The sequence below is a fragment of the Edwardsiella anguillarum ET080813 genome (genome assembly GCF_000264765.2).
GTDB lineage: Bacteria > Pseudomonadota > Gammaproteobacteria > Enterobacterales > Enterobacteriaceae > Edwardsiella > Edwardsiella anguillarum.
The window spans coordinates 2,816,803-2,829,023 of sequence record NZ_CP006664.1; the positions used below are offsets into that span (position 1 = coordinate 2,816,803).

Genomic DNA, 12,221 nt, shown 5'->3' on the forward strand with positions numbered 1-12,221 from the left:
GGAGAGCAGAACCAACGGGGCGCTAGCGCCCCGTTAACCCCCTTATGCCAGCCAGGCGCGCCCCAGCCGGTCGGCCGCCAGGATCGCGGCGTACACCTGCGGCGGGGTCACCGTAAACGGCATATTGTGGATAGTTTCGCCCTCGGCGCAGCTGGCCTCGGCGACGGCCATGATTTTATCGTTCAGCTGCGGGCCCTCCTTGATGCCCAGCTGCGCCAGGGTGACCGGCAGTCCCACCTGGACGCAGAAGTCGAGCACGGTTTCGATCTGCTCACTGCTGCTGTTTTGCAGCACCAGCTGACACAGGGTGCCAAAGGCCACCTTCTCCCCGTGGTACATCGGATGGCACTCCTCCAGCACCGTCAGCCCGTTGTGGATGGCGTGCGCCGCCGCCAGCCCGGCGCTTTCAAAGCCCAGCCCGCTCAAATAGGTATTGGCTTCGACGATGTTGTCCACCGCCGGCGTAGCGACGCCGGCCTCGACCGCCAGCTTGGCCTTGTATCCCTCCTCCAGCAGCGTTTGATAGCACAGGTGCGCCAGCGCCAGCGCCGCCCGGGTCGACTCCCCGCCGGCCATGCTGATCGCGTGGGCGTCCACGCAGGCCTGCGCCTCAAAATAGGTGGAGAGGGCATCGCCCATACCGGCGACCAGCAGCCGTACCGGCGCCTTGGCGATGATCGCCGTATCCATCAGCACCATATCCGGGTTAGTCGGGTAAATCAGATACTCCTCAAACTCGCCCTGGTCGCTGTAGATCACCGACAGCGCGCTGGTCGGTGCGTCCGTAGAGGCAATGGTCGGCACGATCAGTACCGGCAGCGCCTGATAGTGGGCCAGCGCCTTGGCGGTATCCAGCGTCTTGCCGCCGCCGATGCCGATCACCCCCCGGCAGCCAAGCCGCTTCAGCTCGCGGCCCAGACGATCGATCTCGCTACGGCTGCACTCGCCGCCAAAGCGGGCAAAGTGCCCTTCGACGTCGGCCTGTTTCAGGCTGGTCGCCACCGTCTCGCGGGTCAGCCCCATGACAAAGTCGTCGGCGATGACAAACTGGCTGTCGGCCAGCAGCCGGGCATACTGTCCGATGGCGTGCAGTGCACCGGGCCCCTGAATGTACTTGGACGGTGATTGAATAACTTTTAACATCGTTACGCTCCTATCGGGAAGATCACGTCTGCTCAAGGCGCTCCGCCGGGCGAAGGCCACGCTGTCGTTGAGTATGGATCAGATAGTCAGGTTACGGCCCCTTTTTTGAGCCGGCAAGCGACGATTTTGTTATGCAACTATTCATCGATAACCGTGGCCAATTAATAGCGTCCGGCCTCTTACTGGCAAGCCACCCATTTTGCCAGAAGCGTTCGACAACCTCAGCATCACGCCACTTCCGGGAAGCGACGACGGGCTGTGATTGACGAGCATATGCCGATCGCCTTTCGCGCATTGCATCCGCAACCCGTCCTGAGGACGACGGCAATGGCGTTCATTGCCGTACGCGTTATCCATGCGCTTACGCTGCGTCTCCAGTGGATGCCAGGTTCTGTGCTCTGGGCGGCGCGATGCCATCGTTTTCCCGATCTCTGCGCGAATCTGCTACTTGTGGCCTGGCATATGTCACCCTAAGCAATTACCGTGACGCATTATATGACAGCGCCTTTGGGAATAGGCGCTACACGCAGACAGGAGGCTGTCCCGTTTAAGACGCGGCGGATCTCAACCAACCATATTTGATAAATATCGGAAGGGCTTCATCGGAGCGCAGCCAGGCTGCAAATTGGCGCGTTTCTACATCTGAGTCTTTACGGACGGTAATATTCATATCGCGCCATATCATATAGTCTGGTTCAATATTAACTACATCACCTATTCCTGGATTACTGATAGCCCAATCCGCCCAGGTTATCCAAACATCGGCTTGAGGCTGCTCTTCCAGAGCCTTACGGGCGCTCCCGCTATTGGGCGCAAAGAGGATGATATTTTTCCGTATGCCGATAACGGTCTTAATATCCCCTTTACGCCCCGCGATATCTTCCCATACCCCCGTGCCAGAGGTATTACTCGTACCACCGCCATCATTTACGATAATCCCAATTCCAGGACGAGATAGATCTTCAACTCCCTTGATATTTTTAGGATTTCCTTTTTTTACCAGCAGGATACTCTGCCGTAAGTACAGCGGCTCAATATCTTTCTCACTGAAGTTATTCTGATGATCGCGGACGATGGCCAAGGCCGATTGCTCAGAGGCACCAAATAGGATATCCGCATTCTTCTTTGCTGCATCATTCCACTTCGCCTGAGGGCCGTAGTGTACGGTAATCGGCACCCCAGTTTTTTGGGTATACTGTGCCGCCGCCGCCTGTAAGGCGACGTGGGGGCCTCCGGGCCCATACAAATTAATGTCGGCCGATGCAGCTGAAGAAAATGCAAAAACCATCGTTGCCAGAACTTTTTTCATAGGTATTCCTCTGATCTTTAGCGAGGAGATATGATAAGTGTTTTAGCCGTATCCCGATGTGTTATCACGAAAACGTTAAACTTTTAACATTTAATAACCCATAAAAAAATAAGGATATAAATAGGATTATTGGATAGATAAATAGAATGTCTATAGGTGATAATGATGTTACATCACTCGCCATCGGGCTATTTCACTGCGTCAGTCGAAGCACGTTCGATGATAGCCTAAGTGCCCGGCGTCCCGCCGGCAGTACCCGTTTTGCCAGAAGCGTGTGACAACCTCAGCATCACGCCACTTTGGCAAGCGACGATGGGCAGTGATTGACGAGTATATGCCTGGCGCCTTTCGCCAATTGCATCAGCAACCCGTCCTGAACACGAAGGCAACGGCGTTCATTGCGCTACGGTTATCGATGATGCGCTTACGCGGCGTTGCCAGTCGGCGTCGGGGCTTGCACCCTGGGCATTGCGCCGCCCTGTTTTCCCTGTACTCATCGCGGATCTTCCATTAGGGGGTTGTCCGACATTATCGATGGCGCTTTTCTGGCGGGGGCGACGATGCTCCATTGATGACACACGTTATTATGCGTCAGCGCGGGGAGTGAGTATCGGTGAGATTTATCTTATTGTTATACAAAATGAGGAATGATTTATTTTTTATTATATTATTCCAGGCTCTACTCCATTAGTATTAATTATGCCACACTAGCCGCTGGCGCTCCTGGCGTCATTCCGCTGGCCTTGCCCTGCGTGGCCTGAGTATGGCCTGGCTATTCCGCGCTCACCTCGTTTAGCTGCGATTTAATCTTGTCTAGGAATACTCTTGAATCGCGTTTATCAATAATGGCGCCATTTGCATTAAAATAATTCACATCGCTATAATCGCCGCCCGATGGAGCGCCACGCACAGCGGTTCCGGTTATTTCTTTTTATTTACCTCTGAATGAGTATATTTATATGCAACGCCATTATAAAAATGCCGCTATTGCCGGTCTGATCTCCCTTTGTCTGCTGTTGTCCGGCTGCGGCGCAGTGAGTACGGCGATTAAGAAGCGTAATCTGGAGGTGAAAACCCAGATGAGCGAGACTATTTGGCTGGAGCCGTCGTCCCAGAAAACCGTTTATCTGCAGGTGAAGAATACCTCGGATAAAACGCTGGACAATCTGCAGGCGCAAATCGCCGAAGATATTCGGGCGAAAGGCTATCAGCTGGTCTCCAACCCCGACCAGGCCTACTACTGGGTACAGGCCAACGTGCTACGGGCCGATCGGATGGATCTGCGCGAGGCGCAGGGTCTGCTGGGCCAAGGCTATCAGGGGGCGGCCACGGGGGCCGCGCTGGGGGCCGGAATCACCGCCTATAATACCGCCTCTGCCGGGGCGACGCTGGGGGTCGGGCTGGCGGCGGGCCTGATCGGACTGGCGGCGGATGCGATGGTTGAGGATGTCAATTATACCATGGTCACCGACGTGCAGATTGCCGAGCGTACGACGGCCAGGGTGCAGACCGACAATGTGGCGGCCCTGCGCCAGGGGACCTCCGGCGCCAAGGTGCAGACCAGCCGTGTTCAGGGTAATCAGCATCGCTATCAGACGCGTATCGTCTCCAGCGCCAATCAGGTCAATCTGAAGTTTGATCAGGCAAGACCGGCGCTGGAAGCGCAGTTGGCCAAGTCCATCGCCAGCATTCTGTAAGCGGGCCGTTGGGGCCGGCCGATCCTGCCCGGGCGGATCGGCGGGTCGTCGCGGGCGGCCTCTCTCTCTACGTTATCCCTACGCTCTCCCCGTAGTTGTCTCACGCCCTCCTCACGCTGCGCCTTCGCCGCGATCCCTTTTCCTCTCTCCGCGAACGCTCCGTTGCCTGTGCTCACAGCGTTAGCCGCCGGCTGGGCTCCGGGCCGAATCCGCGCAGCGTCAGGCGCGTGCCGTTCAGCTCTGCGATGGCGAAAGGAGAGGCGTCGGCGCCGTCGACCATGCCGCGTAGGGTAATAAAATCGGTGTGCTCCCGGCGCAGATAGCCACCGCGGTGATCGTGCCCGCTGAAGCAGGCGCGTACCCGATAGTGGCACAGCAGCTGGCTGACGGCGGCGTGGTTCCACAGGCTGTGGTGGGTTTCCTGCGCCAGGGGAAAGTGGCAGAAGACCAGAGCCGTTTCCGCCCGCCGCCGCGCCGCGTTCAGCTGCCGGTGTAGCCAGGTCAGCTGGGAGACGCCGACGGCGCCATTCCAGGGCTGGGCCTGCGGCGCCCCGCGCTGGGTCAGATGCGCCAGTAGGCGCTGCGCCCGGCGCAGATCGTCTCCGGCGGCGCACAGGCTGAGGTCATTGCCATCCAGGACTAACAGCCGTATGCCCGGCAGCGTCACGGCGTAATAGTGCTTGGGCAGCGCGAGGGGCGGCTGCGCCGCGGCCAGGTGAGCGGCAAGCGCGACGGCATCATGGTTACCGCTGACGATCAGATGGGGATGGCGCAGGGCGCGGTAGCGGGCCAGCAGCGCAGGATAGTCGCGCCAGTGGCGATCGACCAGATCGCCCAGCGTGGCGACAAAGGCCAGCGGCTGTCGGTTAAAGCAGGCGATGGCGCGGTCAAGCTTCTGCGGGCTGTGGCGGTAATAGCGCTCCCCGTCGGGGGGCGCGTCGGCGTATTGGGGATCGGCCACCAGGCCGAAACGCAGAGGCTCCCCTGCACGGTGATGGATAGGCGGGCGTCGGTATAGCGCGGCGGCCAGCCCCAGGCGCCGCCGCTGGGGCTGAGTGAGCAGGGAGGGCTGGGCATCGCGGTGCATCAGCGGATCCCCGCGCGCATAAAGGATTGCACAAAACGGCGCTGGCACAGCAGGAATAACAGCAGCAGCGGCAGGGTCGTCATCAGGGTGGCAGCGCCGATCAGCGCCCACTGTATGCCCTGTTCGGGAGCGGAAAAAAGCTGCAGACCGACGGTGAGCGGGCGGGCGCGCAGGGAGTCGGTGATCACCAGCGGCCAAAGAAAGTCATTCCAGTGAAAGCTGACCGACACCAGGGTAAAGGCGACGTAGACCGGCGTTGCCAGCGGGACGTAAATGCGCCACAGAATGCAGGCTCGGCTGGCCCCCTCGATGATAGCCGCCTCCTCCAGCGCCAGCGGGATCCCCTTAAAGGTCTGGCGTAGCAGGAAGATGGCGAACGCAGAGGCAAAGTAGGGCAGTGCGATGCCCCACAGCGTGTCGCGCAGTCCAAGGGCGCTGATGGTCTGGTAGTTGTTCAGGATCAGGACGTCCGGACTGATCATCAGCTGTAGCAGGATCAGGGCAAACAGCAGCCCGGCGCCGCGCGGCGCCATCCGCACCAAGGCCCAGGCCGCCAGCGTGGCCAGCAGCAGCTGGACGCAGACGATCAGGGAGACCTGCAGGGCCGTATTGATGAAATAGCGGCCGAAGGGGGCTGCGTGCCAGGCGGCACGAAAGTTCTCCAGCGTCAGGGGGGCGCCCGGCGAGAGGCTGCTCTGCTCGGCCGCCGGGTGCAGGGCGACCCAGGCGGCGACCAGCACCGGCAGCAGCCAGAGCAGGGCGCCGATCCAGATCAGCAGGGTGACGGCGCGGCGGCCCAGCGCATAGGCTCGCGGGCGGTAGGATAACGGCAGCGTGAGGGTGCTCATTGATACCAGGCTCTCCTGTCCAGCAGGGTGAACTTCATCAGCGTCAGCGCGGCGAGGATCGCCAGCAGGACGACGGTCATCGCGGCCGCATAGGGCAGATCCCAATAGCTGAACGCGGTGCGGTAGATGTAGAACAGCAGCAGGCTGGTGCTATTGTCCGGCCCGCCGTTGGTCATGGCGATCACCTGATCCGCCAGGCGAAAGGCATTCATGGAGGCGTTGATCAGTACAAATAGGGTGGTGGGCATCAGCAGGGGCCACTGCACCCGGCGAAAGAAGGTCAGCCGCGAGGCGCCCTCGATGGCGGCCGCCTCGCTCAGGCGCGGATCGATCTGCTGCAGCGCCGCCAGATAGAAGATCATAAAGAAGCCCGCTTCGCGCCATACTGAAACCGCCATCAGGCAGTACAGGGCGCTATCGGGATCGCCCAGCCAGTTCACCGGGGCGCAGCCCAGCAGCGCCAGCGCGCGGTTGAGCAGCCCCAGCTGCGGCGTATAGAAAAACAGCCATAGGTTGGCGATAGCGACCATCGGTAGCAGCGACGGCAGAAAAAAGGCCGTGCGGATGAGCGCGCTGCCGCGGGCGCGGCGATTGACCGCCAGCGCCATGGCCAGCGCCAGCCCCACCGCCAGCGGAATGGTCAGCAGGGCGTAGCGTAGGTTGTTGTACAGTGACAGCACAAAGGTATCGTCCTGCCACAGGGCGCGGTAGTGCTCCAGCGTGATACCGCCGCCGGGGTCGCTGCTGAGCAGGCTATCGCGCAGCGCCGCCAGCGCCGGGTAGTGGGTAAACAGCGCCAGCGGCGCCAGCGCCGGCAACAGCAGAAGATAGCCGTATACCTGGCGCTGCACTCCTGCGCGGCGGGCCAAAGAGACGTGGGCATGCATCATCCGTCGCTCCGTTTATTGGTAGCGCTGCAGCAGGCGATCGGCCTGGCGCTGGGCGTCAGCGAGGGCCTGCTGGGGGCTCTTCCCGCCGGTGACGGCGGCTTCGACGGCCCGGTTGAGCAACTCCTGCACCTGTACGCTGCGGTAGGTGGAGAGCTCCGGCTGGGAGTATGGGAGCTGATCGCGGGCGACGGTGGCCTGGGGGAACTGCTGTACATAGCGCTGCATGGCATCGGTCTGCCAGGCGGCCGGTGAAGTGGCGACATAGCCGGTGGCGATGCTCCAGCGCGCCGCCTGTTCCGGGGCGGAAAGCCAGCGGATAAAGCGCAGGGCCGCCTGGCGCTGCGCCGGGTTTGCCTGGCTGAACAGGTACAGGTTGCCGCCGCCGGTCGGGCTGCCGCGTCCGGTATTGGCCGGTAGCATGGCGACGCCGAAGGGGAATTTGGCGCTATTGCGCACCGTCGCCAGATTGCCGGTGGTGGTCACCATCATCGCCGTCTTGCCATCGATAAAGTCCTGTGGCGTCGAGCCCCAGTGAATGGCGCCCGGCGGCGAGATGGCGTGCTGTCGCGCCAGATCGCGCAGCCAGCTGAGCGCCTCGCGGTTGGCGGGCGTATCAAAGGTGACGGCGGTACCGCGGCGGTTGTCCAGCGTGCCCCCGTTGGTGGCTGCGATGGCCTGGAAGGTCCAGTAGCCTATCGGCGTGGACGGGATCTCTATTCCCCACTGGCGTACCTGGTTACCCTCGCGCAGGGTCAGGCGGCGGCCAAACGATTCCACCTGTCGCCAGCTCTGGGGCGGGCGCTCGGGATCCAGTCCCGCCTGGGCGAAAGCCTGCTTGTTCCAATACAGCACGACGGTAGAGCGTTGAAACGGGATACCGTAGATCTTGTCGTCAATGCGGCGAATAAAGGCCGGATAGAAGCTGTCTAGCCAGGCCTGGCCCGCCGCGTCATCGACCAGATCGCTGATGGGGGTGATGGCGCCGGCCTCCTTCAGCGAGTAGACCTCGATATCGCCGATCACCGCCAGCTGGGGCGGGTTGCCACCGCGAAAGGCGGTCAGCGCCTTGGTGACCGTGGTGGCATAGTCGCCGGTGTAGACCGGCTGAATGCGGATGTCGGGATGCTGCTGCTCAAAGTCGGCGACCAGGGCGTCGACGGTCTGGCTGACCTTGCCGCCGACGGCGATGGGGTAGTACATCTGGAGAGTCACCGGGGCCGCGCTGGCCACGCCGGCCGTCAGGGCCAGTAGGCTGGCCGCGGCGAACCGTGGCAGAGATCGTAGCATGACGTTTTCCTTATGGGGCAGAGAACGGATTAATGGGCAGCGTGAAGGGCAACCCGTGGTAAAAACGGCTGTTCAGCGTCGCGGCAGCGCGTGCCGCTGTCGCGGTGAAACAGATACTGGGCCTGGCGCGGCCAGCTCAGGCCGACGGTGCTGCCGGGGCTGAACCGGCGCAGCCCGCTCATGCTGACGGTGAGCTCGCCGCCGCACTCCAGCGCACACTGCAGCCAGGTCTCGGCACCCATATATTCGACGGCGCCGATCCTGGCGTCGGCTTTACCGGCGCCCAGGGCGGTCAGAGTCAGGTTTTCGGCGCGCAGCCCCAGCGTCAGCGCCGTCTGGCCATCATCGGCGCAGATGGGCTGGTGGCCCAGGCAGTGCCAGCCGCTGCGGCGGCGCAGGGGCAGCAGATTCATCGGCGGGGCACCGATAAATCGGGCGGCAAAGCTGCTGGCGGGATCGTGATAGAGGTTTTCCGGACGGTCGTGCTGGACGATGGCCCCCTCCTGCAGCAGGATGATGCGATCGGCCATGCTCATGGCCTCCAGCTGATCGTGGGTGACGTACAGCACCGTCAGCCCCAGGCGCTGCTGCAGGGTACGGATCTCGCGGCGCATGCTCTGGCGTAGGCGGGCGTCCAGATTGGAGAGCGGCTCATCCATCAGACACAGCCGGCGGCGGGCGATAACGGCCCGCCCCAGGGCGACCCGTTGCTGCTGTCCGCCGGAGAGCTGTGCGGGCAGGCGATCGAGCAGGGTATCCAGCTCCAGCAGGGCGCTGACCTCGGCCAGGCGGCTGGCGAAGTGACGCTTCTCCTCATGGCGCGCCCGCAGCCCGAACAGCAGGTTTTCACGGACGCTGAGGTGGGGAAACAGGGCGTAGGATTGGAACACCATAGACAGCTGGCGCTGCGCCGGCGGCAGGTGTTCTACCGGCTCGCCGCGCAGGTGAATGGTGCCGCTATCGGCCTGATCCAGGCCGGCCAGGGTACGCAGCAGGGTGGTTTTTCCACAGCCCGATGGGCCGAGAAGGGCGACAAACTCCCCTTCGTGGACGGAGAAGCTGATGTCGCGTAGGGCGGTTTTATCCCCCCAGGCTTTGTGAATATGGTGCAGCGTCAGGTAGCTCATGGCATTGGCCCGTCAGGAAATACGTGGCTTAAGCCTGCCAGCGCTGCGTGTCAGTTTCATGAAGGGAATATAACGCGGTGATGACGGCAGAGCGCCCAAACGGGGCGCTCTGGCGGCGCGGGGGGCGCTCCCCATCGCGCCCGGCGGAGAGGGGCTTAGGCGCGGGCTTCCAGCATATCGACCCACTGGGTCAGCGGTACGATGGCGCCGGGGCGATAGGTGAGCTGCAAGGCGCCCAGCAGCCGCACCAGATGGCTTTGCACCGCCGGCAGGTTTTCACGGACGTGGGGAACCACCAGAATATACTGCTCCAGCCAGCACTGCAGATTTTCGGCAAAGCCGCTGTTAAAATGTGCCAGCCACTGTTCGATGGCCTGTGGATTTCGCTGCAGGGCCTGGCTTACCTGCTCCTGGCTTTCGCTGACCGGAAAGACGAGGGTGCGCATCAGATTGAGCGCGTCGTCGCGATCGACCACCCGCAGCACGATAGCCGATGCGGCGTCGGGCAGCGCCTCTCCCTCCGCGGAATAGGCTCCGGGCGCTGACAGCGTAGCTGACTGAACCATGATAACTCTCCTTGAGAATATGAATATACTGGTTGATGACGGTATCCGTCACGGATCTGTTATCAAGATTAGCGCATCCTTTGTGGGGTTACCCGTCGTCATATCACACTGACATAATGGAATAAGCAGTGAGCCCCTCCAGTGCCGCGGCCGCTTATTTCTCCGGCGCCGTATTCTGCGCAGCGCCGCCGGCCTGACGCTAAAAATATCCCCGTATTTCAGTGGACAAGAGAGTGTGACAAATAGCACGTCTCCGCGCACCTGAGAGTATTCGGCCTATTTCGTCTTTCCTAAATCAAATTACCAATGATTCATTCTTTGAACGCAATCCATTGCCTATATCCACGGCGGGTGGCGCAGCACAATGTTTCGCAAAATAGGGGGATGGATAGCGATGTAATTATCAATTTGATTAGATTTGTATTGATTTATATTACAAATTGAGATTAATCTTAAAAACAGATTAGAAAGGATTAACTTTACGATGTTGTTTCGCCGTTCCATGCAGGGAAGATAACGATAACTCCACCGACAGATTGCCGTCGCCCGGGGGAATAATATGAATAAAAAAACGCCTTTCTGCCTGCTATGGGTAACGCTCTGGGGGATGTCGTGCGGCGCGGGCGCCGCGCCGTTCTGGGACAATACGCCGACCGATGAGTCGAGGCGCGCGCTGCAGAATAGCACGCGCGAAGTCAATTCACTGCTGGAGCAGCAGCGCCTTCAACGTCTGGAGAAGCAGCGCCAGGCGCGCCCCGCCGCCGCCGCGCCGGCCCAGTTGCGTGAAGACACGGCGTGCCTGCCGATCGGCGGTGTCTATTTAACCGGGATCACGCTGCTATCCCTGCGCGATCTCCGGACGCTGGACGCCTTGCCGGCGCGCTGCATCCGTAGCCGCGACGTCAATCATCTCGCGAAACAGCTGACCGCCCTGTATCTGGAGAAAGGCTATATCACCGCCCGGGTCCAGTTTCTGCGCCCCAACGCGCGCGGCGAGCTGGGCGTGCGGGTGACGGAGGGATTTATCGAGCGCATCGAGGGGGGCGATCGGGGCGTGAATCGGCGCTGGCTGTTCCCCGGCGCGATCGGTAAACCGCTGCGTCTGGCCTCTCTGGATCAGGGGCTGGATCAGGCCAACCGGCTGCGCTCTAACCACGTCAGCATGGACATTCTGCCCGGGGAGCGCGTCGGTGGTTCGGTGATCCGCCTGTACAACCGGCGGGGGCGTCCCTGGCAGGTCAGCGGCTCGCTGGACAACTACGGCCAGCAAAGCACCGGGGAGTGGGTGGCGCGCGGCAGCGCAACGCTGGACAGCCCGCTGGGGCTCTCTGACTTTGTCAGCCTGAGCGCGTCGACCACGCTGGCCCGGCCCTCGGCGCGCTACAGCCGCGCCTACATGCTGTTTTACTCACTGCCCTATGGCGACCTGACCTTCAGCGGCTTTGCCAGCTTCTCGGACTATCAGATGCACCAGTCGCTGCCGCATACCCGCATCCTGCTGGACGGGCAGGCCAGCCAGTACGGCCTGCGCGGCGATGCGGTGCTGCAGCGCAGTCAGCGTCAAATCAACACGCTGGGCGTTCAGCTGACCTATAAGCGCATCCGTAGCTATCTGCAGGATGATCTGCTGCGGGTCAGCAGCCCGACCCTGAGCGTAGCGGAGCTGGGCCTCAGCCACCTGCATATATTGTCCGGCGGCGTCGCCACGGGCAATCTCAGCGTGGAGCGGGGGCTGTCTATTTTGGGTGCCGATCGCGGACGTCAGCGCACCGGCGCCGAGGCGCAGTACACCAAGCTGAAGCTCGCCGCCGGTTTGAGCCAGCGGGTTACGCTGGCCGACGATGTCTATCTGTTCAGCTCCCAGTGGTATGGGCAATACAGTCGGGATCCGCTGCCGGGCGTTGAATGGGTCAGCCTCACGGAGCGCAGCGCGGTGCGTGGATTCAAGCGGGGCACGCTGTCGGCGGATAACGGATGGTATTGGCAGAACACGCTGTCGCGTCCCCTGAGCTGGCGGGCGTTCACCGTGACGCCGCGCATCGGTCTGGACGCTGGCCGCGTGCTGTCGAACGCGGGAGATCAGGGATGGCAGAGTGGCGTAGGCGCCGTTGCCGGCGTAACGCTGAGTACAGCCTCCGCGCAGCTCGATATTGAGGTCGGGCGCGCCAGGGCGATTTCAAATAATAACTTTCCGGGTCAATCGACCCAGCTATTAACACGGTTTTCCTATTCCTTTTAACTCGGCTTCGGCGTCCGCGGGCGCCGAT

At 61.6% G+C, this 12,221-nt stretch carries 10 protein-coding genes and 1 pseudogene; 2 read left to right on the forward strand and 9 right to left on the reverse strand.

Annotated features, from left to right (window positions below; all coding sequences use genetic code 11):
- Window positions 1-42: 42 nt before the first annotated feature.
- The 3 genes and pseudogenes from ETEE_RS12630 to ETEE_RS12635 form a co-directional block, all read right to left on the reverse strand.
- Window positions 43-1,143 carry a glycerol dehydrogenase gene (locus ETEE_RS12630; protein ID WP_034171782.1) on the reverse strand — a complete coding sequence of 367 codons (1,101 nt, stop codon included), beginning with the start codon at window positions 1,141-1,143 and terminating at the stop codon, window positions 43-45.
- 100 nt (window positions 1,144-1,243) lie between these two features.
- A pseudogene (locus tag ETEE_RS21925) lies at window positions 1,244-1,560 on the reverse strand (transposase); the annotation flags it as partial.
- A gap of 130 nt (window positions 1,561-1,690) precedes the next feature.
- Window positions 1,691-2,452, reverse strand: a complete 762-nt coding sequence (locus ETEE_RS12635; protein WP_034171781.1) for a substrate-binding domain-containing protein — start codon at window positions 2,450-2,452, stop codon at window positions 1,691-1,693.
- Between the two features lie 959 nt (window positions 2,453-3,411).
- On the opposite strand from ETEE_RS12635, the gene traT reads away from it, so the two are divergent.
- The gene (traT, locus tag ETEE_RS12640) at window positions 3,412-4,149 is read left to right on the forward strand and encodes a complement resistance protein TraT (protein WP_034171780.1); all 738 of its coding nucleotides are present in this window, start codon (window positions 3,412-3,414) and stop codon (window positions 4,147-4,149) included.
- 172 nt (window positions 4,150-4,321) lie between these two features.
- Here the strand turns inward: traT and ETEE_RS12645 are convergent, their stop codons facing one another.
- The 6 genes from ETEE_RS12645 to ETEE_RS12670 all read right to left on the reverse strand — a co-directional run bounded on the left by ETEE_RS12645 (window position 4,322) and on the right by ETEE_RS12670 (window position 9,954).
- Entirely contained in the window at window positions 4,322-5,236 is a 915-nt protein-coding gene (locus ETEE_RS12645; protein WP_034171779.1) for a metallophosphoesterase, read from the reverse strand.
- Window positions 5,236-6,084: a carbohydrate ABC transporter permease gene (locus tag ETEE_RS12650; protein WP_034171778.1), complete on the reverse strand. Its 849-nt coding sequence runs from the start codon at window positions 6,082-6,084 to the stop codon at window positions 5,236-5,238. Before ETEE_RS12650 ends, ETEE_RS12645 begins: the two co-directional genes overlap by 1 nt.
- Window positions 6,081-6,974, reverse strand: a complete 894-nt coding sequence (locus ETEE_RS12655) for a carbohydrate ABC transporter permease (RefSeq protein WP_081854099.1) — start codon at window positions 6,972-6,974, stop codon at window positions 6,081-6,083. The genes ETEE_RS12650 and ETEE_RS12655 overlap by 4 nt, the downstream gene beginning before the upstream one ends.
- A 12-nt stretch (window positions 6,975-6,986) precedes the next feature.
- Entirely contained in the window at window positions 6,987-8,261 is a 1,275-nt protein-coding gene (locus ETEE_RS12660) for an ABC transporter substrate-binding protein (RefSeq protein ID WP_034171777.1), read from the reverse strand.
- Between the two features lie 29 nt (window positions 8,262-8,290).
- The gene (locus tag ETEE_RS12665) at window positions 8,291-9,388 is read right to left on the reverse strand and encodes an ABC transporter ATP-binding protein (RefSeq protein WP_034171776.1); all 1,098 of its coding nucleotides are present in this window, start codon (window positions 9,386-9,388) and stop codon (window positions 8,291-8,293) included.
- A 155-nt stretch (window positions 9,389-9,543) separates the two neighbouring features.
- Entirely contained in the window at window positions 9,544-9,954 is a 411-nt protein-coding gene (locus tag ETEE_RS12670; RefSeq protein ID WP_034171775.1) for a hypothetical protein, read from the reverse strand.
- 559 nt (window positions 9,955-10,513) lie between these two features.
- On the opposite strand from ETEE_RS12670, the gene ETEE_RS12675 reads away from it, so the two are divergent.
- Entirely contained in the window at window positions 10,514-12,193 is a 1,680-nt protein-coding gene (locus ETEE_RS12675) for a ShlB/FhaC/HecB family hemolysin secretion/activation protein (protein WP_034171774.1), read from the forward strand.
- Window positions 12,194-12,221: the final 28 nt, after the last annotated feature.